This window comes from Variovorax sp. GW822-FHT04E09 (genome assembly GCF_058800845.1).
In genome coordinates this window covers 311099-331543 of the sequence record NZ_JBXAMR010000003.1, presented here as the reverse complement: position 1 = coordinate 331543, position 20445 = coordinate 311099, and the positions used below count along the sequence as shown (strand labels likewise).

The 20445-nt window shown below is 68.2% G+C and carries 19 protein-coding genes; 7 read left to right on the top strand and 12 right to left on the bottom strand.

Annotated features, from left to right (window positions below):
* Positions 1 to 4: 4 nt before the first annotated feature.
* From AC1RL8_RS13785 to AC1RL8_RS13775, 3 genes are read left to right on the top strand one after another with little or no spacing between them, the layout of a single operon-like run.
* On the top strand, positions 5 to 685 hold the full coding sequence (locus tag AC1RL8_RS13785) for a response regulator (RefSeq protein WP_062473345.1): 681 nt from the start codon (positions 5 to 7) through the stop codon (positions 683 to 685).
* On the top strand, positions 682 to 2034 hold the full coding sequence (locus AC1RL8_RS13780) for a sensor histidine kinase (protein WP_095950874.1): 1353 nt from the start codon (positions 682 to 684) through the stop codon (positions 2032 to 2034). Before AC1RL8_RS13785 ends, AC1RL8_RS13780 begins: the two co-directional genes overlap by 4 nt.
* A gap of 16 nt (positions 2035 to 2050) precedes the next feature.
* The gene (locus AC1RL8_RS13775) at positions 2051 to 2272 is read left to right on the top strand and encodes an oxidoreductase-like domain-containing protein (protein WP_492684537.1); all 222 of its coding nucleotides are present in this window, start codon (positions 2051 to 2053) and stop codon (positions 2270 to 2272) included.
* On the opposite strand, the gene AC1RL8_RS13770 is transcribed toward AC1RL8_RS13775, so the two are convergent.
* The 11 genes from AC1RL8_RS13770 to AC1RL8_RS13720 all read right to left on the bottom strand — a co-directional run bounded on the left by AC1RL8_RS13770 (position 2269) and on the right by AC1RL8_RS13720 (position 12786).
* On the bottom strand, positions 2269 to 3699 hold the full coding sequence (locus tag AC1RL8_RS13770; RefSeq protein WP_492684536.1) for a hypothetical protein: 1431 nt from the start codon (positions 3697 to 3699) through the stop codon (positions 2269 to 2271). The two genes, AC1RL8_RS13775 and AC1RL8_RS13770, sit on opposite strands and share 4 nt — an antisense overlap.
* 10 nt (positions 3700 to 3709) lie before the next feature.
* The gene (locus tag AC1RL8_RS13765) at positions 3710 to 4528 is read right to left on the bottom strand and encodes an aminoglycoside phosphotransferase family protein (protein ID WP_492684535.1); all 819 of its coding nucleotides are present in this window, start codon (positions 4526 to 4528) and stop codon (positions 3710 to 3712) included.
* Complete coding sequence (locus AC1RL8_RS13760; protein ID WP_492684534.1) at positions 4528 to 5004, bottom strand: nucleoside deaminase; 477 nt, start codon at positions 5002 to 5004, stop codon at positions 4528 to 4530. Before AC1RL8_RS13760 ends, AC1RL8_RS13765 begins: the two co-directional genes overlap by 1 nt.
* Positions 5005 to 5015: 11 nt before the next feature.
* Positions 5016 to 5786: an ABC transporter permease gene (locus AC1RL8_RS13755; RefSeq protein ID WP_070062385.1), complete on the bottom strand. Its 771-nt coding sequence runs from the start codon at positions 5784 to 5786 to the stop codon at positions 5016 to 5018.
* A gap of 10 nt (positions 5787 to 5796) precedes the next feature.
* Positions 5797 to 6651 carry an ABC transporter ATP-binding protein gene (locus AC1RL8_RS13750; protein WP_492684533.1) on the bottom strand — a complete coding sequence of 285 codons (855 nt, stop codon included), beginning with the start codon at positions 6649 to 6651 and terminating at the stop codon, positions 5797 to 5799.
* Positions 6651 to 7685: an ABC transporter substrate-binding protein gene (locus AC1RL8_RS13745; protein ID WP_095950867.1), complete on the bottom strand. Its 1035-nt coding sequence runs from the start codon at positions 7683 to 7685 to the stop codon at positions 6651 to 6653. Before AC1RL8_RS13745 ends, AC1RL8_RS13750 begins: the two co-directional genes overlap by 1 nt.
* A gap of 155 nt (positions 7686 to 7840) precedes the next feature.
* Positions 7841 to 8839 carry a TRAP transporter substrate-binding protein gene (locus tag AC1RL8_RS13740; protein ID WP_492684532.1) on the bottom strand — a complete coding sequence of 333 codons (999 nt, stop codon included), beginning with the start codon at positions 8837 to 8839 and terminating at the stop codon, positions 7841 to 7843.
* Between the two features lie 49 nt (positions 8840 to 8888).
* Positions 8889 to 10154: a TRAP transporter large permease gene (locus tag AC1RL8_RS13735; protein WP_062473357.1), complete on the bottom strand. Its 1266-nt coding sequence runs from the start codon at positions 10152 to 10154 to the stop codon at positions 8889 to 8891.
* Position 10155: 1 nt separating this feature from the next.
* Positions 10156 to 10773 carry a TRAP transporter small permease gene (locus AC1RL8_RS13730; protein ID WP_492684531.1) on the bottom strand — a complete coding sequence of 206 codons (618 nt, stop codon included), beginning with the start codon at positions 10771 to 10773 and terminating at the stop codon, positions 10156 to 10158.
* 38 nt (positions 10774 to 10811) lie between these two features.
* Positions 10812 to 11726: a dihydrodipicolinate synthase family protein gene (locus tag AC1RL8_RS13725; RefSeq protein ID WP_062473360.1), complete on the bottom strand. Its 915-nt coding sequence runs from the start codon at positions 11724 to 11726 to the stop codon at positions 10812 to 10814.
* Positions 11727 to 12009: 283 nt separating this feature from the next.
* Positions 12010 to 12786: an IclR family transcriptional regulator gene (locus tag AC1RL8_RS13720; RefSeq protein ID WP_492684530.1), complete on the bottom strand. Its 777-nt coding sequence runs from the start codon at positions 12784 to 12786 to the stop codon at positions 12010 to 12012.
* Between the two features lie 160 nt (positions 12787 to 12946).
* Between AC1RL8_RS13720 and AC1RL8_RS13715 the strand changes: the two genes are divergently transcribed.
* Genes AC1RL8_RS13715 through AC1RL8_RS13705 form a run of 3 tightly spaced genes read left to right on the top strand, consistent with a single transcriptional unit; the run spans position 12947 to position 16505 of the window.
* Positions 12947 to 14608 (top strand): OPT/YSL family transporter, encoded by a 1662-nt coding sequence (locus AC1RL8_RS13715; protein WP_492684529.1) that lies wholly within the window; start codon positions 12947 to 12949, stop codon positions 14606 to 14608.
* A 42-nt stretch (positions 14609 to 14650) separates the two neighbouring features.
* The gene (locus AC1RL8_RS13710) at positions 14651 to 15700 is read left to right on the top strand and encodes an S-methyl thiohydantoin desulfurase domain-containing protein (protein ID WP_492684528.1); all 1050 of its coding nucleotides are present in this window, start codon (positions 14651 to 14653) and stop codon (positions 15698 to 15700) included.
* A gap of 13 nt (positions 15701 to 15713) precedes the next feature.
* The gene (locus AC1RL8_RS13705; protein WP_492684527.1) at positions 15714 to 16505 is read left to right on the top strand and encodes an aspartate/glutamate racemase family protein; all 792 of its coding nucleotides are present in this window, start codon (positions 15714 to 15716) and stop codon (positions 16503 to 16505) included.
* A 77-nt stretch (positions 16506 to 16582) separates the two neighbouring features.
* Here the strand turns inward: AC1RL8_RS13705 and AC1RL8_RS13700 are convergent, their stop codons facing one another.
* On the bottom strand, positions 16583 to 18883 hold the full coding sequence (locus AC1RL8_RS13700; protein ID WP_070062392.1) for an NADP-dependent malic enzyme: 2301 nt from the start codon (positions 18881 to 18883) through the stop codon (positions 16583 to 16585).
* A gap of 220 nt (positions 18884 to 19103) precedes the next feature.
* On the opposite strand from AC1RL8_RS13700, the gene AC1RL8_RS13695 reads away from it, so the two are divergent.
* A complete protein-coding gene (locus tag AC1RL8_RS13695) occupies positions 19104 to 20444 on the top strand; it encodes an NAD(P)/FAD-dependent oxidoreductase (protein ID WP_307637763.1) in 1341 nt (446 codons plus the stop codon).
* Position 20445 lies beyond the last annotated feature (1 nt).

The following is a 20445-nucleotide window of genomic DNA, read 5'->3' as shown; positions in this document are numbered from 1 at the left end:
CCCCATGAGAATCCTGCTTGTCGAAGACGAAGCCGACCTGGCGCAGGCGCTCGCGTCGGCGCTGCGCCAGAACCAGGCGGTGGTCGATGTGGCGAGCTCGCTGCGCGCGGCCGAGGAGGCCGCGCTCGGCGCGCCCTACGACGTGGTCGTGCTCGACCGCGGGCTGCCCGACGGCGACGGCCTCTCGCTCGTCGCGTTCCTGGCGCAGAACCACATCGCCTGCGCCGTGCTCGTGCTCACCGCCATGACCGACGTGGCCGAGCGCGTGCTGAGCCTGGACGGCGGCGCTGACGACTATCTGGCCAAGCCCTTCTCGATGGACGAACTGCTGGCCCGCGTGCGCGCGCTGGCACGCCGCCCCGCGGTGCGCGCCAACTTCATCATGACGCTCGGGCAGCTGCGCTTCGACCACCACACGCGCCAGGCCCACGTGGGCGAGGCCTGCCTCACGCTGCCGCGGCGCGAACTGCTGGTGCTCGAGACGCTGCTCGAGCACCGCGGCCGCACCGTGCTGCGCGAGGCGCTGCAAGACCGCGTGTACGGCCACAAGGACGACATCCAGTCGAACGCGCTCGACACGCACGTCTCGCGCCTGCGCTCCAAGCTCGACAAGGCGGGCGCGCAGGTCGAGATCCATGCGATCCGCGGCGTGGGCTATCTCATGTGCGCGCCCCAGTCGGCATGAGCCTCAGTCTGCTTTCGCTGCGCTGGCGGCTGATCTGGAGCCTGATCCTCTTGCAGGTGGTGGTCGGCCTGCTGGTGATGGGCGGCTTCCTCGGGCTGGCGTGGGCGTTGGGCCGCGTGGTCGACGAGACCGGCCACGAGACGGTGGCCTCCATCCAGCGCGCCTTGATGCGCGGCGCCGATGGCCAGCTGGTGGTCGAGCCCACGAGCGCGCTGCGGCGGCTGCAGAAGGCCGACCCGCAGTTCTGGTTCATCGTGCGCGACCCGCGCGGCGTGCAGCTGCGCCACGGCGAGGTGCCGCCCGCCTACCTGCGGCTGCTCGATGCACTCGACGACACCGAGCGCGTGGCCATCGACCCCGAGAGCGACGGCACCCGCCCCAAGGCCCGTTTCGAGCGCATCGAATCGCGCGCCGGCCCGGTGGCCGTGATGGCGCAGACCGGCGGCCCGCTCACGGTGGAGAACACGCTCAAGGGCACCGGCATCGCCTTCCTGTTCCTGGTGGCACCGATGGCGCTCGTCACCTGCCTGGGCGTGATCCTGGCCACGCCCTTCGTCGTGAAGCGCGGCCTGAAGGGCGTGGTGGCCACGGCGGAACATGCCGAGGGCATCGACGTGCACGAACGCACCACGCGCCTGCCGCTGGCCAACGTGGCCAGCGAGATCCGTCCGCTGGTCAACGCGGTCAACCGCGCCTTCGACCGGCTCAACGAAGGCTACGACCGGCAGGAGCGCTTCCTGGCCGATGCCGCGCACGAGCTGCGCACGCCCATCACCACGCTGCAGATCCACCTCGAAGGCCTGCCCAACGACCCGCTGAAGATGAAGCTCATGCAGGCCTCGGCGCGGCTGGCCACGCTGGCCGAGCAGCTGCTCGACCTGCAGCGCCTCGACCACGGCCTGTCGCTCGATCAGCAAGTGGAGCTGAAGTCGCTGTGCGAGCGCGTGGCGGCCGACATCGCGCCGCTCGCCATCCGCAGCCGCTGCACGCTGTCGGTCGATGCGCCGCAACCGCTCACGGTGCGCGGCGATGCGCCCTCGCTGGAACGCGCGCTCACCAACCTGATCCAGAACGCCATCGAGCACGGCGGACCGGGCTGCGACATCCAGGTGCGGCTGTGCGAGCCCTCGTGCATCGAGGTGCGCGACTCGGGCCCCGGCATCCCTGAGGCCGACCGCGAGCGCGTGGTGGCGCCGTTCCACCGGCTCGTGCCGCGCGGGCGCGGCGCCGGGCTGGGCCTGCACCTCGTGGCCGAGGTGGCGCGGCTGCACCGCGGCCAGCTGAGCATCGGCTCGAGCGAATCGGGCGGCGCGAAGATGCGACTCGAACTGATGAACCTCGAGGCCTGAAGAAGACCCGCCCACCATGAACGCCATCGACCGGCTGCCCGAACCCACGAACCTCGCCGGCGCGCAGGCGCTGATCGCGCGCGTGCAGGCGATGCTCGAAGCCGAGGGGCTCGCGATGCGTGCGCCGCCACCGGAGCCGACCACCTGCTGCGGGCGCGGCTGCAATGGGTGCGTGTGGGAAGGGTGGCTGGCGGCGGTGGCCTATTGGCGGGATGAGGCGTCGCTGCGGTTGGGCTAGTAGAAGCGCGGCTGCAGCACCTTCATCGTTTCCGCACCTGGCAGATGGTCGGCAAACAGATGGGCTGCGACCAGGTAGCGTCCTACCACGCTGCGCAGATCGGGGGACTCGTACAACAGCGCTTCGGCCCAGTGGCGTTCGACGTACATCAGTTTGTAGCTCAGGCCTTCTTTCAGTAGGTAGTAGGAGCTGTCTCCGTTGGTTCGCTCGGCCCTGAGCTTGTCTTCGTACCAGCGGGTAGTCATTGCGTGATCCACCAGCGCTTCGATGTCGACAGTGAACACCGCGTGGCACTCTTCCGGTGTGAAATCCTCGAAGGACGTCCTATCGTCTTCTCCGTTGTAGGCCGTGCGGACCAGCTCCCATGCCGTGCCGTGCAGCAGGGCGTCGAGCTGCGCCGGGCGATCCGGTTGCTGCATTATTCGATAGGGCGTGATCAAGGGAGGCGTGGCGAGGCTGGTGACGTAGAACGGCTCGGTATCCATTTCCATGCTGGCGGATAGCGTCAGATACCACCGCTCTTGCGCCTCGCGCGGCGTCCGGCGCGTTGCCGTCAAGGTGCCGGCATAGTGCACGTGGCGCTCACCCGTACCAGCGAGCGTTGATGGCGTGCAGTCGGCGGTGTCCGTGGCCCACTCCTGATCCCTCACCGACCAACTGCCATCTCCCTTGTCGTTCACCGTCTGGACGACCAGGCGAGCGAAGATCTGGGGCGGCGGTTCCGCGGGTTGATTGCCCACTGACGCTGGCACCGTGGCATCCACGCGAAACGCCAGGGGTTCGCCGATGCGAAAGCGCTCGTCGCGACTGACATCGATCGCGTTCAGGGCCTGGCGCGGTGGCACCGCAGTTCGGAAAAGGCCGTAGGCGGTCGACAGTGTCAGCACGGTGAAGACCGGAAACACCGGCAGCCCCACCAGCAGCCACAGCAGGTTCCAACCGCCCTCCAGCGACCAGCGCAGTGCGTTGAAACCGAAGGCGGCAAAGAAGGCCAGCACCGCCAGCGCGACCAGCGAACCCAGCCAGTCGGTGATGCTGGTTCGTGAAGGGGCATTTGAAGGCGGCGGCGCCGGAGACGCCCACGCCATGTCATGCCGCTGCACGATGCGCGGCAGGCCGATCACGCGCGGATCGGGCAGCGGCGTCCAGAAGCTGTCGTCCTGGGCGGCCAGCGCGATCGTGCGGATGCCGTCGCGGTGTTCAAGCTGCAGCGCTGCCTGCGCGACGCCGTCGTGCGCCGCGTCTTCAAAGCTCAGAGGACGCGCATCGGGCACGCGGTGGTAGCGGCGCTTCTCGACATCGACGATCAATGCGTCTTCACCCGCCGATGCCGCGTGAAAGCGCTCGTCAGAAGACGCAAGGCTTTCCGACATCGGCAGCGCCAGAACCCGCGCAAGGACATCGAGGTAGGAGTGGGGGCGAGGCATGCGTCCGAATCTAGCCGGCGATCCCGAGCGCCGCGGCCGCGAGCTTCGCCACTTCCAGCGTGCTTCCGGGCGCCTCGCCATCTTCCAGCATCCACACCGACGACAACCCGGCCCACGCCAGCACCCATTGCAGCAGTCGCCGCCGCTCGATGTCCGTGGCCTCCGCGATGACCTCGATGCGGCGCGCGAAGCGTCCCGGCGCCAGCGCGCTCTCGCCATCCGGGTTGCACAGGATGTTCGCGTGGTCGAAACCGCGCTCCCCGTGCAGGCCCTTGGGGTCGATGGCGAGCCGGCCGGCCGGGCCGAAGTCGAGCACGTTGCCGTGGTGGATGTCGCCATGCAGAACGACCACCTCGCGCGGCGCGGCCAGCAGTTCGCGCGCGGTGCGTGCGCTGTGGTCGAAGACGCCGCCGTGCGTGGCCGCGCCGGTCCACAGCGATTCGAACCAGCGCGCGAGCGGCACCAGCGTTGGGGGCGGCGGCGTGTCGTGCGGGGCATGCAGGCGCGCGGCGGCGGCGCACAGGATGCGCGTCGCCTCGTCGTCGCGGCCGTCTTCAACCATCTGTGCGAGCGAGGCCGTGCCTTGCGCGCGCACCATCAGCAGGGCTTCGCCGTCATGGGCCAGAATGGGCGCGGCACCGTCGCCGTTCCACCAGGCCATCAAATGGATGCCCGCCTGTTCCTCGGTCTCGTGCGAGAGCTTGAGCACGGCCGCAACGCCCTGTTGGCGCACGGGCAGCAGCATGCCGCTCAGCGAGGTGAAGGCCTCGCCGTCGGGCGTGAGGCTCCAGCGTTCCAGGTAAGGCGCGAACACGCCGTGCGGGACCACTAGCGCGATTCCCAGAACCCCCGGTGCGTGGCGATCATCTCGTCGACCACCTCGGGCACGGGGCCGATCACCTCGACGGGCTTCTGTCCGCGCGCGAAGACCTCGCGGCAGGGCAGGCTCAGCGTCGGGTTCTCGGGGTGGTCGCCGGTGAGCGCGAGCAGCGCGGATTCTTCCGCGCCGTACACCACGCGCCCGATGTTCGCCCAGTAGCTCGTGCCCGCGCACATGGCGCAGGGCTCGAAGGTGGTTACCAGCGTGCACTGCCACAGGTACTCGGGCGGCCAGTTCTGCGCCGCATGGCGCGCGAGCGTGGCCTCCGCGTGGTGCACCGTGTCGATGTTGCCCTGCTCGGCGAGGATGGTCTCGCCGTCGGGTGCGACGAGCACGGCGCCGAAGGGGTGGCGGCCCATGGCCATGGCGCGTCGCGCCACGGCGTCGGCGCGACGCAGCGCGCGGGTGATCTGTTCGGGGGTCATGCCCCCATTATTTATGCGTTCTGCGAGCCGCGGTGTGCCCAGCCGGTGGTGTGCTTCTCGATGAGGCTGAAGAGTTCGTACATGATCATCGCCATCGCACCCACCACCATCAGGCCCGCGAAGGCCAGGCCCATCTGCATGGCCGAGCCGGCCGAGATCAGCAGGTAGCCGATGCCCTCGTTGGCGGCCGTCATCTCGCTCACCGTGGTGCCGACGAAAGCCAGCGTGATCGCCACCTTCAGCGAGCCGAAGAAGTAGGGCATGGAGCGCGGCAGGCCGATCTTGACGAGCACGTCCCAGCGCTTGGCGCCCAGCACGCGCAGCACGTCTTCCAGCTCGGGCTCGAGCGTGGCCAAGCCCGTCGCGATGTTCACCATGATCGGGAAGAAGCTGATCAGAAACGCCGTGAGGATCGCCGGCCCGATGCCGATGCCGAACCACACGACCAGGATCGGCACGAAGGCCGCCTTGGGCAGGGCGTTGAAGGCCGTCATCAGCGGGTAGATCGCCGCATAGGCCAGGCGCGAGCTGCCGATCACGAAGCCCAGCAGCACGCCCACCACGATCGCCAGGCCGAAGCCAGCCATCGTGACCCAGAAGGTGCGCCACGCGTGGCCCGCGATGATTTCCTTGAACTCCCAGAACTGCTCCCAGATGCGCAGCGGGCTCGGAAAGATGAAGTCCGACACGCCGAAGCCCGCGCAGATCACCTGCCACAGCAGGAGCACCGCCACGAGCAGCAGCCACGGCGACCAGCGCTCGAGTTGTTTGCTGTTTTTCATCGCCGCCTCCTCAGTGCGCTGCCGCCGTGGCGGGGGTGGTGGCGTTGCCGCGGATGGCGCCGATGTGGCCGCGCAACTCGAGCACGATGTCGGTGAACTCCTTGGTGTAGGTCAGCTCCAGCTCGCGCGGGCGCGGCAGGTCGATCTCTCGCTTCACCACGAAGCGCCCGGGGCTCTTGCTCATCACGTACACCGTGTCGGCCAGGAACACCGACTCGCGCAGGTCGTGCGTGACCAGGATCACGTTGAACTGCTGCTCGGTCCACAGGTCGCGCAGGATGCACCACAGCTCTTCGCGCGTGAACGCGTCGAGCGCGCCGAAGGGCTCGTCCAGCAGCAGCATCTTGGGCTCGTGGATGAGCGCGCGGCAGATGCTCGCGCGCTGCTGCATGCCGCCCGAGAGCTGCCACGGGAACTTGTCCTCGTAGCCGCCCAGGCCCACCTTCTGCAGCAGGCGGCGGGCGCGCTCTTCGTATTCCTTGCGCTTGGCCTTGAAGTTCGAGCGGTAGGGCTCGACGATTTCCAGCGGCAGCAGCACGTTGTCGACCGTGGTGCGCCACGGCAGCAGCGAGGGCGCCTGGAAGGCCATGCCCGAGATCTTCAGCGGCCCGGTCACGGGCTGGCCGTCGATGCGGATCTTGCCCATCGAGGGCATCTTCAGCCCCGTGGTGAGCTTCATGAAGGTCGACTTGCCGCAGCCCGAGGGGCCGACGATGGCGATGAACTCGCCGCGCGTCACCTTCAGGTCGATGGCCTCGACCGCGAAGTGGTTGGCGCGCAGCAGCTCTTCGTTGTAGGCGAGCCAGACGTCCTGGAAATCGACGAAGGGGGCGGCTGCGTCGGGTGTCGTTGCGCTGGCCGCCATCACTTGCGCAGGATTCCGCTGAGCTCGGCCGCGGGCGGGAGCATGGCCGCGGTCCACACGGCGTCGGGGCTCACGCGCGTCTTGGTGTTGAAGGCATCGGACACCTGCGAGGCCATGAGCGACATGCGGCCTGCGTTGACGGCGCCGAAGCCGTCGGTGCGCGCGTCGGCGCTGTTGATGACGGTGTCGATGGCCAGCTGCAGGCGGCGCGTCTCGAGCTTGCTGTCGATGATGCCGTCGCGCGCCTTCACCGACTCGATGCCCATGGCCGGGTTGGCGATGACTTCCTTGGCGCCCTTGGCGAAGGCCGAGAGGAACTTCTTCACCGCCGCCGGGTTGTCCTTGAGCAGCTTGGGCGAGGCGATGATCACGTTGCCGTACAGCTTCACGCCGTAGTCGGGGTAGGGCAGGATCACCACGTCGGCCGCCTTGGCGCCGCGCGCCTCCAGGTTGAGCAGCGAGGTGAAGGTGAAGCCCGTGATGGCGTCGATGTCGCCGCGCACCAGCATGGTCTCGCGCAGCGTCGGGTCCATGGCGGTCCAGTTCACGGCGCCGATGTTGTTGGCCTTGGCGAAGATCGGGAACGCGCGGCGGCCCGCGTCGAACACGGGCGCGCCGAGCTTCTTGCCGGCGAGGTCGGCCGGCTTGGTGATGCCGCTCTTCTTGAGCGCCATGACCGAGGCCGGCGTGTTGTTGTAGACCATCATCACGGCCACGGGTTTGTTCGGGCTGTCGGGGTTGTTGGCGTGGAACTCCATCAGTGCCGCGAGGTCGGCAAAGCCCATGTCGTAGGCGCCCGAGGCCACGCGCGTCACGGTGCCGCCCGAGCCGTTGCCGGCGTCGATGGTCACGTCCAGGCCGGCGGCCTTGAAGTAGCCCTTGGCCGCGGGGTGCAGGAACAGCGCGGCCGGTCCTTCGAAACGCCAGTCGAGCTGGAACTTGATCGGCGTCGGGCTCTGGGCCATGGCCGAAGACAGGCCGAAGCTGAGGGCCGAGGCGGCGAGGAAGGACTGGATCAGTTGACGCTTGTTCATGCGGGTTCCGTGAAGGTGAATGCTTCGGCATTCAAGCAAAAACGGTGCCCGCACGCGATTGGTGCGAACCCTTCCGGTGAATCACCGAGGTGCGCGGTGCGCCCAGGGCGTGTGCGGCGTGCACCGCGCCTGGGAATCCGGGCCGTGGACCGCCGTCAGAGCGCGGCGCCGATCTTGCGCAGCTCGGCAATCTGCGGCGCCTTGGGCAGCCAGACCTTGTCGAATTCGGCGATGACCGGTGCGGGGTTGTAGTTGCTGGCGCTCTTGATCGCGATGCCGCTGGCCTTGAACTTGTCGATGAGGCCCAGCTCGGTGGTCACGATGTCCTTGATCTGCGCGTCGAGCTGCTGCTTCACGAGGTCGGTGATGAGCGCCTTGTCTTTGGCGTCGAGCGTCTGCCAGATGCGGCCCGACACCAGCGGCGCGAAGGGCATGAACAGCGCGTTCATCGGCAGCAGGGTTTTCGAGACACGGTCGAAGCGCTGGTTCCACGAGAACTCGATGTCGGCTTCGAGCCCGTCGACCTGGCCGTTGGACATGGCGTCGAACACGCCCGGCGTGGGAATGGGCGTGGGCGCAGCGCCCAGCAGTTGGTAGAAGTCGCGGTACACCGGCGTGGGGTTGATGCGCAGCTTCATGCCCTTCAGGTCGGTGGGCGAGGCGATGTCCTTGGTCGCGAACACCACGCGCATGCCGGTGATGCCCCAGCCCAGGCCGATGGTGCCGGTCTCGCGCGGCAGCACGTCGAGCAGCTTGAGCGCCGCGGGCGTGCGCACCAGCGAGGCGACGTTGGCGGTCGAGCGCACGAGGTAGGGCGCGTTGATGGCCGCCACGCTCGCCACGCGCGAACCGAGTTCGGCGGCCTGGATCCAGCCCATGTCGAGCGCGCCCGACTGCAGCTGCTGCATCATGGCCGACTCGTTGCCGAGCTGGCCCGAGTGGAACACCGTGGCGCTCAGGCGGCCGTCGGTGGCCTTCTTCAGCGCTTCGCCGAAGCTCACCGCGGCGCGGTTCCACGAGTGGCCCGCGGGCGTGATGAGGCCCAGGCGGAATTCCTTGGCGGCGGCGGCACGCGACACGGTGCCGAAGAGGGAGGTCGACGCGGCGGCGGTGCCGGCGGCGGCCTGGACGAACTGGCGGCGGGAGAGGGGCATGCGAAGCTCCTGTGGGGTGAGGTGAAGGAACGGGAACGCGGATCGGCGCTTACTTGATGAGCGCGAGAGAAAGACTCGGGAACAGCGACAGCAGCACCAGCGCCACGCAGCAGATCAGGAAGAAGGGCAGCGTGACGATGAACATCTTTCCGGGCTTGGCCCCCGTCACTGCCGAGGCCACGAAGAAGCTCAGCCCCACCGGCGGCGTCATCAGCCCGAGCACGAGGTTGATGACCACCACCACGCCGAAATGGCGCGGGTCGATGCCGTAGATTTCCGTCGCGATGGGCAACAGGATCGGCACGGTCATGATCAGCCCGGGAATGCCGTCGATCACGGTGCCGATCACCAGCAGGATCACGTTCACCAGCAGCAGGAAGGCGATCGGGTCCTTCGCCACGGTCTGAATCCATGCGGCGGTGGCCTGCGGCACCTTGCCGTAGATCAGCAGCCACGAGAACACCGCGGCCGCCGCCACCAGGAACAGCACCACCGCCGAGTAGATCGCCGACTTCAGCAGGATCTGCGGAATCATCGCGAAGCGGAATTCCTTCGTCACGTAGCGCCCCACCAGCACCGCGGCCACCGCGCCCACCGCCGCCGATTCGGTGGGGTTGGCCAGGCCGCCGAGGATCGAGCCGACGATCACGATGGGAATGAGCAGCGTCGGGCAGGCCGTGAGGATCGTGTGCAGCCGCTGGCGGGCGGTGCGCTTCTCGGTGCGCGGGTAGTTGTAGATCACGCCCATGCCGGCGATCACGATGAAGAACAGCACCGTGAGGATCACGCCGGGGATGATCCCGGCGATGAGCATGTCGCCCACCGCCACCTGCGCGAGCACGCTGTACACCACGAACATCACCGAGGGCGGAATGATCGGGCCGAGCATGCCGCCGTACACCGTGATGCCGGCCGCGAAGGTCTTGTCGTAGCCCTGCTTTTCCATCTCGGGCACCATGATCTGGCTCATGATCGCCACCTGCGCGGTGGCCGAGCCGATGATCGACGACACCAGCATGTTCGCCAGGATGTTCACGTAGGCCAGGCCCCCCTTCACCGAGCCGATGAAGGCCAGCGCGAGGTCGACGAGGCGGCGCGTGATGCCGCCGCCGTTCATGATCTCGCCGATCAGGATGAACAGCGGAATCGCAATGAGGCTGTAGCTGTCGACGCCGCCGAACATCTGCACCGGGAACGACTGGAACAGCACCGTGTCGCCCGAGTTGAGGATGTAGACGATGCCCGACAGGCACAGGCAGGCACCGATCGGCACGCCGACCAGCATGATCAGCAGGAAGAAGGCAGAGGTCAGCATTTCAGTTCACGGCGTCCGCGTTGGCGACATGGAACTCGTCGTGCGTGCGCTTGGGCTGCAGGCCGAGGTCTTCGAAGAGGTTGGCCAGCGCATGCACGCTGAGGGTGAGCGCGAAGATCGGCAGGATGAGCTGCACCACCCACGTCGGCCAGTCGAGCGTCTGCGTGCGCTCGGTGTAGAGAAAGTTGAAGCTCTCGGCCGCGAATTCCTTCGCGTCGAAGCCGTGGCGCACGATGCCCGCCGGGTCCATCCACAGCCAGCACATCGCGAGCAGGGCCAACCCGAGCAGCAGCACGCCGCCCGAGGCACTGGCCTTGGCGACGCGTACGGCCCGGGTGCCGAGCTTGTCGGTGAGCAGCGTCACCGCAAAGTCCAGCCGCAGCCGCGTCATCGCCGACGCACCGATGAAGGTGAGCCAGACCACGCAGTACACCGAGGCCTCGTCCACCCAGTACAGCGGAAAGCCGCCGTAGCGCGTGACCACGTTCAGCAGCACCAGCACGATGAGCAGCCCCATCAGGCTGCTGAGCAGGTGGCGCTCGCAGCGCAGGACGAGGTCCGACGCGTCGAGCACGCGGCGGGACAGGCCGCCGCTTTCTTTCAAGGCGTTGTCTTGCATGGTGTTCTGGGCCTTGCGGTGCGTCGTGCGCGCGGCGATTACATGACCGACTGGTACTGCGCGGGCCGCGTGGCCAGCGCCTTGGCGACGACCTTCTCGATGAAGGCGCGCTCTTCGCCGATGAGCGGCAGGCGCGGGCGGCGCATGTGCTCGGTGCCCACGCCGACCAGCAGGTCGATGAGCTTGAGGTTCTGCACCAGCTTGGTCGACACGTCCAGGTGCAGCATCGGCGTCATCCACTGGTACAGCTTCAGGGCTTCTGCAAACTTGCCGGCCTTCATCAGGTCGTACAGCGCCACCGTCTCGCGCGGGAAGGCACAACCGACACCGGCCAGCAGGCCGTCGCAGCCCAGGGCCAGGCCTTCGTAGGCCAGGTCGTCCACGCCCAGGAACAGCTGGTAGCGGTCGCCCACCGTGTTGCGCAGGTCGGTGATGCGGCGGATGTCGTCGGTGCTTTCCTTGATGGCGGCGATCCACTCGCAGTCGGCCAGCTCGACCATGTGCTGGGGCTTGAGGTCCACGCGGTAGGCCACCGGGTTGTTGTAGACCATGATGGGTTTCTGGGCTGCGTTGGCGATGGTGCGCACGTTGAGCATGGCTTCACGCGCGTCGGCCACGTAGATCACCGAGGGCATGACCATGTAGCCGGCCACGCCCAGCTTGTTGGCGCCGTCCACGTAGCGCAGGGCTTCGCGGGTGCTGGTCTCCGACACGTTGGCCAGCACGGGGATGCGGCCGTCGGCGGCTTCCAGGGCGATCTTCGCGACCTGCAGCTTTTCTTCCAGCGTCAGCGTGCTGGCTTCGCCCAGCGAGCCGCAGGTGACGAGGCCGTGGATGCCGTTGCGGATCTGGAAGTCGATGTGGCGGGCCGTGCCCTCGGCGTCGATGCTTTCGTCGGCGTGGAACTTGGTGGTGATGGCGGGGAAGATGCCTTGCCAGCGGGGATTGCTCATGAACGTGTACCTCGAAAAAAGAAGAAAAGGGCGCTGCGGACAGCGGTCGAAACCAGGGCTTGAAGGCTTGGTTTTTAAATATATTAGTAAGATATGAGAAATATCTGCTCAGGGTATTAGCAGATTGCATGCCAGCCGAAATGGTGGTTGGAGGCTTCTGGAAAGGGCGTTCGGGCGCCCGGAAGCACCGCCTTGGCGCACCCACGCCTCAGGATGCGGCGGACGAAAAAAAGCCCCGCAGCGGTGAACGCGGCGGGGCGTGCGGCTTGCGCCGGCGCGGTGCTCAGGTCGGCGTCGTCGCCCCGAAGCCCAGCCAGTACGGATCGCCCACGCGCTTGCCCACGCTGCTGGCGGCGTCGCGCACCGTGGCGCCGAAGCGTTCCACCAGCGCTTCCGACAGCTGCTCCGCCGGCAGCGCGATGCCGAAGGCGTAGGTCTGGCGCGTGGCGGGGTCGAGCACTGCCGACGAGATGCCCGCCACGTTGGTCACGTACTCGCCGCGCGACAGGGCCCAGCCGGTGTCGCGGATCACGGCCAGGCGCGCGAGCAGGTCCTTGCGCGTCTTCGGTGCGTGGCCGCGGCCCTGGTCGAGCTTGGTGCCGATCAGCGCGCCCACTTCGTCGTCGTCCAGGCGAGCCAGCAGCGCGCGGCCCATGGCGCTGGAGTAGGCGGGTGCGCGGCTGCCCGGCGGCGTGTAGATCTGCAGCGCGCCGGCGCCGGTGCGCATCTGGATCACCAGCGTGTCGGCCCCATCGAGCACGTTGATGTAGCCCGTGCAGCCCGTCTCGCGCACCAGCGCGTCGAGCGCCTCCTCGACCAGCGAGGCCGTGTTGCGCGAGGCGCGGAAGTGGTACGAGGCTTCCATGATCACGCCGCCCGGGCGGTAGGCGCGCGTGGCCGCGTCGCGGTCCAGGAAGCCGTAGCCGGCCATCATGCTCAGCGTGCGGGAGGCCGAGCTCTTGGGCAGGCCCAGCTCGGTCACGACGTCCGTCACCGTGATGTCGCGGCGCAGCCGCGCGATCAGCTTCAGGACGTCCATGGCGTTGGCAAGGGTGCTCATCGTGTTCGGTAGGTTGGGGTGGGAATCATAGGTTCGGCGCCGGTGCGTCTTTTCGGCCGACCCGGGTGAACGCCCGCTTGACAGCCGAAAGTACGGTTTTATCATTCAGTCCAAGTTTATTGGACATGGTTCCAAAATATGGAACTATCAAGGAATGACCATGCACCATGAAGTGACCGTCGTCGCGCCGCTGGAAGACAAGGGCGCCGGGCACACCGCACCGCCGCCGGCCGCGCTGCATCCCAAGGCGCTCGCGCCCGCCAACCTGATCCTCACGGTGGTGCTCAGCGTGTTCGGCGCCATCGTCGGCATCCAGATGCTGGCCAGCCTGGGCATCACGCCGAGCACCTCGCTGATCGGCGCGCTCGCGGCGATGACGCTGGCGCGCGTGCCGCTGGCCATGTTCCGGGGCTTCCGCTCGGTGCATGCGCAGAACCTGGCGCAGACGAGCATCTCGTCGGCCACCTTCGGCGCGGCCAACAGCCTGTTCCTGCCGATCGGCATTCCCTTCCTGTTCGGCCTGCCGCAGATGGTGGTGCCGATGCTCATCGGCGTGAGCCTGGCGATGCTGCTCGACGCCTGGCTGCTGTACCGCATGTTCGACACGCCGGCCTTCCCGGCGAAGAACCCGTGGCCGCTGGGCATCGCCGCGGCCGAGGCCATCAAGGCGGGCGACGGCGGCGGCAAGCAGGCCTGGCTGCTGCTGGGCGGGCTGGCCACCGGCGTGGCGGGCGCGGTGTTCAAGCTGCCGATGTCGGCCTTCGGCGTGGCGCTGATCGGCGGGCTGGGCGCCATGACCGCCTTCGGCATCGGGCTGCTGGTGCGCGGCTATTCGGCGCCGCTGTTCGGCTTGGACATCGGCACGCGCTACGTGCCGCACGGGATGATGATCGGCGCCGGCCTCGTCGCGCTGGTGCAGGTGGCGCGCGTGGTGCTGAAGAAGCACGGACGCGCGGCCGACACCGACAGCACCGCCGCGACGACAGAGGCGCTGGCCGAGGCGCGCGGCGCCAGCGTGCTCGGCCGCTCGCTCAAGCTGGGCGGCGCGGGCTACCTCGCGATCATGGTGCTGCTGTGCGCGGGCACCGGCATCTACACCGGCATGTCGCCCGGCATGCTGGCCTTGTTCATCGTCTACGGCACCTTCGCGGCCTTCGTGCACGAACTCATCGTGGGCATCGCGGCCATGCACTCGGGCTGGTTCCCGGCCTTCGCGGTGGCGCTGATCTCGCTGCTGCTGGGCATCCTGATCGGCTTTCCGCCCGAGGCGTTGGTGGTGCTGGCCGGCTTCTCGGCCGCCACCGGCCCGGCCTTTGCCGACATGGGCTACGACCTCAAGGCCGGCCACCTGCTGCGCGGCGAGGCCTCGGGCTCGGCCTTCGAACTCGAAGGCCGGCGCGAACAGATGATCGCCGGCATGGTCGGCTTCGGCGTGGCGATCGTGGTGGTCGCCTGCGCCTACCCGCTGTTCTTCGCCAACCACCAGACCGCGCCGATCAACGCCGCCTACGTGGCCGCGATCAAGGCCGGCATCTCGGGCGAGACCGCACGCAACCTCGCGCTGTGGGCCGTGCCCGGTGCGCTGCTGCAGCTGGCGGGTGGCCCGCGCCAGCAGCTGGGCGTGCTGTTCGCCACCGGCCTGCTCATCGCCAGCCCGATGGCCGGCTGGATGGTCGCGGCCGGCATCGCCTGCCGGCTCGCGGTGCACGGCGTGCTCGGCGCTGCCGCGCGCGAACGGCTCGAGGTGTTCGCCGGCGGCGTCATCGCGGGCGACGCGCTCTACAGCTTCTTCTCGGGCGCGGTGAAGAGCCTGCGCAAGTAGTTCTCCTTCTTTCCTTTCATCACACACACAGGAATCGAATCCATGAAACGCAATCTGACCAGCGACGACGTCCGCGCGGCCATCTGGGGCGGCGCCATCCTCGGCGGCGGGGGCGGCGGGCTCATCGCGGCCGGCGAACGCGCCGCGCGGCTGGCCCTGCAGGTCGGCACGCCGCAGCTGTGGAGCGTCGACGAGTTCGACGACGCCGCGCTCACCGCCACCATGGCCCTCGTGGGCGCGCCGGCCGCGCCCGACCCGCACGTGCAGCCGGCGCACCTGCTGCGCACGCTGGAGCTGCTGCGGCGCGAGCTGCCGGCGGGCCAGACGCTGGTCGCGCTGCATGCCAACGAGAACGGCGCCGAGACCACGGTCAACGGCTGGTTCCACGCCGCCATGACCGGCCTGCCCGTGATCGACCTCGCGTGCAACGGCCGCGCCCATCCGTCGAGCGTGATGGGCGCGTTGGGCCTGCACACCGAGCCGGACTACCTCTCGGTGCAGGCCTACGCGGGCGGCGAGCCGCACCGCTACGTGGAAGGCGTGGTGTCGGGCCGGCTCGAACAGACCTCGGCCGTGGTGCGTCGCGCCTCGGTGGAGGCGGGTGGCCTCGTGGCGGTGGCGCGCAACCCCGTGACCGTGGGCTACGCGCGCCAGCACGGCGCACCGGGCGCCATCAGCCACGCCATCGCGCTGGGCCAGACCTTCCTGGACGGCGGCGTCGATGCCGTGGCCCGCTCGCTCGACGGGCGCCTCGTCGCCGAAGGCACGGTGCGCAGCTACCGCTGCGAGCAGCAGGAAGGGCTGGACGTCGGCGTGGTCGAACTCGACGATGCGGCCGGCACCACGCTGCGCTTCATCAACGAGTACATGCTGCTGGCGCAGGGCGGCGAGCGCATCGCGCGCTTTCCCGACCTGATCATGACCTTCTCGGACGACGGCCAGCCCGTGGTGTCGGCGCATGTGCGCCAGGGCGCGCGGCTGCGCGTGCTGGTGGCGCCGCGCGCGCGGCTGCTGCTGTCGCGCACCATGTTCATGCCCGAGCTGTACCGCCCGCTCGAGAAGTCGCTGGGCGAAGCCTTCGCGCCGGCCTGAACGGAGATACGACATGACACTGCGCATCCGCTGGATCCGGGCCGTCGGCAACGACACCTACAACGCGCGCTTCGCGCAGGAGTTCGCCGAGGTGAAGAACCCCGGCACCGAGGTCGAGGTGGTGTCGCTGCGCAACGCGTCGGTTTGCCACCACGTCGAGTACCAGAGCTACGAGGCGCTGCTGGGCGCCGACATCGTGCGCGCCGTGCGCGACACCGCGCAGCAGGGCTTCGACGCCGTGGTGGTCGGCTGTTTCTACGACCCGGTGCTGGTCGAGGCGCGCGAGATCTCCGGCCAGACGGTGGTGGTCGCGCCCTGCCAGGCCTCGTTCGAGGTCGCGTCCAACCTGGCGCAGAAGGTGTCGGTGATCGTGGGGCGGCGCAAGTGGGTGCCGCGCATCGAGGCGCGCGTGCGCGAGTACGGCCATGCGCACCTGATCGCCTCGTTCCGCGCGCTGGAACTCGGCGTGGAAGACTTCCAGCGCGACCGCGACGAAACCGTGCGCCGCATGATCGCGCAGGGCCGCCGCGCCATCGACGAGGACGGTGCCGAGGCGCTCATCCTGGGCTGCACGCTCGAGTTCGGCTTCTACCGCCAGCTGCAGGACGCGCTGGGCGTGCCCGTCATCGATTCGGCGCTGGCCGCTTTCAAGCGCGCCGAGGCACTGGCCGACACGAAACAGCGTTTCGATTGGAAGCCCAGCCGCGTCGGCGGCTGCGAGCCGCCGCCCGAAGACAGGGAGCTGCTGGCCTGGAACGTGTTCGACCCGGCGGACGTGCCGGTGGTGTCGCCTGTCCACGCCTGAACACGGCCGTCCATGAAAAACGCCCCGCCGCGGAGACCGCGACGGGGCGTTGCTGTTTCATGGAAGAAACGTCGGCGTCAGTCCTGGGACTTCACCTTCGCCACGGCCAGCGCCGTCATGTTGATGATGCGGCGCACCGTCGCCGAGGGCGTCAGCACGTGGGCTGAGCTGGCGCCGCCCAGCAGGATCGGGCCCACCGTGATGCCGTTCGCGCCGGTCATCTTCAGCACGTTGTAGAGGATGTGCGCCGAGTCGAGGTTCGGGCACACCAGCAGGTTGGCCTCGCCCGTGAGCGTGGTCTCGGGCAGCGCAGTGCGGCGGATCTCGTCGGACAGCGCGGCGTCGCCGTGCATCTCGCCGTCGCACTCGATGTCGGGTGCCATCTGCGAGAACAGGTCGCGCGCCAGGCGCATCTTGCGCGCCGAGCCGCGGCTGGAGGTGCCGTAGTTCGAGTGCGACAGGAAGGCGACCTTCGGCGGCAGGCCGAAGCGGCGCACCTCTTCGGCGGCCATCACGGCGATGCTGGCCAGCAGTTCGGCGCTCGGGTCTTCGTTCACGTTGGTGTCGGTGATGAACACCGTGCGCTTTTCGAGCGTGAGCGCGTTCAGCGTGGCAAAGCCGGGCGCGCCGCGCTTCAGGCCGATCAGGTTGCGGATGTGCTCCAGGTGCACGTCGAAGCGCCCGACCAGGCCGCAGATCATCGCGTCGGCGTCGCCCAGGTGCAGCATCAGCGCGGCGATGGTGGTGTTGGAGCGGCGCACCATGGTCTTGGCGGCCTCGGGCGTGACGCCGCGGCGGCCCATGAGCTTGTGGAAACTCTCCCAGTAGGTGCGAAAGCGCGGATCGTCCTCGGGGTTCACGATCTCGAAGTCGGTGCCGGGGCGGATGTGCAGGCCGGCCTTCTGGATGCGTGCCTCGATCACGGCGGGGCGGCCCACCAGGATGGGCTGGGCCAGGCCTTCGTCGACCGCCCACTGCGCGGCGCGCAGCACGCGCTCGTCCTCGCCCTCGGCGTAGGCCACGCGCTTGGTGGTGGAGATCTTGGCGGCGCTGAACACCGGGCGCATGAACATGCCCGTCTGGTAGACGAAGCGCGTCAGGTGCTGGCGGTAGGCCTCCATGTCCTCGATCGGGCGCGAGGCCACGCCCGAGGCGGCGGCCGCCTTGGCCACGGCCGGCGCGATGCGCAGGATCAGTCGCGAATCGAAGGGCTTCGGAATGATGTAGTCGGGGCCGAAGGCCAGCTCCTGGCCGGCGTAGGCGGTGGCCACTTCTTCGCTGATGTCGGCCTTGGTGAGGTCGGCAATTTCGCGCACGCAGGCCAGCTTCATTTCTTCCGTGATCTTGCTCGCGCCGCAGTCGAGCGCGCCGCGGAAGATGTATGGGAAGCACAGCACGTTGTTGACCTGGTTCGGGTAGTCCGAACGGCCCGTGGCGATGATGCAGTCGGGGCGCACGGCCTTGGCCAGCTCGGGGCGGATTTCAGGCTCGGGGTTGGCCAGCGCCAGGATGATCGGCTGCGTGCCCATGGTCTTGACCATCTCGGCGCTCATGACGCCGGGGGCCGAGCAGCCCAGGAACACGTCGGCGTCCTTCACCACGTCGGCCAGGGTGCGCGCACCGGTGTCCTTCTGGGCGTAGCGGGCCTTCGATTCGTCGAAGCCGCCCGCGCGGCCCATGTAGATCAGGCCCTTGGAGTCGCAGGCATAGATGTTGGCGGGCTTGGCGCCCAGGCCGACCATCACGTCCAGGCAGGCGATGGCGGCAGCGCCGGCGCCCGAGACGGCGATCTTGACGTCTTCGATCTTCTTGCCGACCAGTTCCAGGCCGTTGAGCAGCGCTGCGGCCGAGATGATGGCCGTGCCGTGCTGGTCGTCGTGGAACACCGGGATGTTCATGCGCTCGCGCAGCTTCTTCTCGATGTAGAAGCACTCGGGCGCCTTGATGTCCTCGAGGTTGATGCCGCCCAGCGTGGGTTCCAGCGCCGCGATGATGTCGACCAGCTTGTCGGGGTCGTTCTCGGCCAGCTCGATGTCGAACACGTCGATGCCGGCGAATTTCTTGAACAGGCAGCCTTTGCCTTCCATCACGGGCTTGGAGGCCAGCGGGCCGATGTTGCCCAGACCCAGCACGGCGGTGCCGTTGGTGATGACGCCCACGAGGTTGCCGCGGGCGGTGTATTCGGCCGCGAGCGCGGGATCTTCCGCAATGTCGAGGCAGGGGTAGGCCACGCCCGGCGAGTAAGCCAGCGACAGGTCGCGCTGGTTCAGCAGGGGCTTGGTGGGGGTGATCGAGATCTTGCCCTTGACGGGCGAGCGGTGGTATTCGCGCGCTGCTTCTCGAAGTGCTTCTTCAGCGGGGGACAGGGATGCAGCCATTTGAAAAGTCTCCTAGGTTCTGGCGGGCAATGAGGCTACCGCAAAAGCGCGGCCTCTTCTCTCGGGGGGAACGACGAGACCCTCTATCTTCCGCCTGATCGAGAGGGTCTGCCGACTCGCTAAACTTCAACACCCCCGTTTCCGGGGGGCAAATCCGTGCCGCACGGGCGGTGCGGCGAACCAACGTCCACAACCACAGAACAACACGGAGGGACATCGAATGACACCCGGACCTTTCACCGGCACCGAGCCGGATGTCGTGGTCATCGGCGGAGGCCCTTCGGGCTCCACGGTGGCCGCCTTGCTCGCAGACAAGGGCCACGACGTGGTGCTGCTCGAGAAGGCGCAGCACCCGCGCTTTCACATCGGCGAATCCTTGCTGCCGATGAACATGCCGCTGTTCGACCGGCTCGGCGTGCGCACCGAGGTCGAGGCCATCGGCCTGCGCAAGCACGGCGCCGAATTCGTCTCGCCCTGGCACGACCACAGCAGCCACTTCGACTTCGGCCAGGCGATGGACAAGAGTTTTCCCTATGCCGTGCACGTGCGCCGTTCGGAATTCGACGAGCTGCTGTTCCGCCACGCCGGCAAGCGCGGCGCGCGCACCTTCGAGGGCCGGCGCGTCACCGGCGTCGACATGGACGCGGGCAAGGGCACGCCCGACAACCGGGCGCTGGTGAAGGTCAAGGCCGACGACGGCACCGAGACCGAATGGCGCCCGCGCTTCGTGATCGACGCCAGCGGGCGCGACACGCTGCTGTCGAACCAGTTCGACGCCAAGCAGCGCAACCGCAAGCATGCGAGCGCGGCGCTGTACGGCCACTTCGCCAATGCCGAGCGCCGGCCGGGCCGCTTCGAGGGCAACATTTCGCTGTTCTGGTTCGACCACGGCTGGTTCTGGTACATCCCGCTGAAGGACGGCACCGTGAGCGTCGGCGCCGTGGCCTCGCCGGCCTACTTCAAGCGGCGCCAGGGCGCCTCGCTCGAAGACTTCCTGATGCAGACCATCGCGCTGGCGCCCAAGCTGGCCGCGCGGCTGAAGAACGCCACGCTCATGGAAGGCGCCACCACCACCGGCAACTACGCCTACGACTCCAAGTTCTGCCGCGGCGACCGCTTCATGATGGTGGGCGACGCCTACGCCTTCGTCGACCCGATGTTCTCCTCGGGCGTGTACCTGGCGATGAACAGCGGCTTCGAGGCCGCGACCTGCGCCGACCACTGGCTCAAGGGCGAGGCGAAGGAGGCCGAGAAGGCCTTCCGCCATTACGAGAAGGTGATGAAGCACGGGCCGAAGATGTTCTCGTGGTTCATCTACCGCATCACCTCGCCCGCCATCCGCCGCCTGTTCATGGCGCCGCGCAACATCTGGCGCATGCAGGAGGCGCTCCTGTCCATCCTGGCCGGCGACCTGTTCCGCAACACGCCCATCGGGCCGCGCTTCTGGGGCTTCAAGGTGACGTACTACGCGTCGTGCATCGGCATCCTGCCGCAGGCCGTGAAGACCTGGGCATGGCGCCGGCGCAACCTGAAGGAGTCCCTGGAGACTGCAAAGAGCTAGT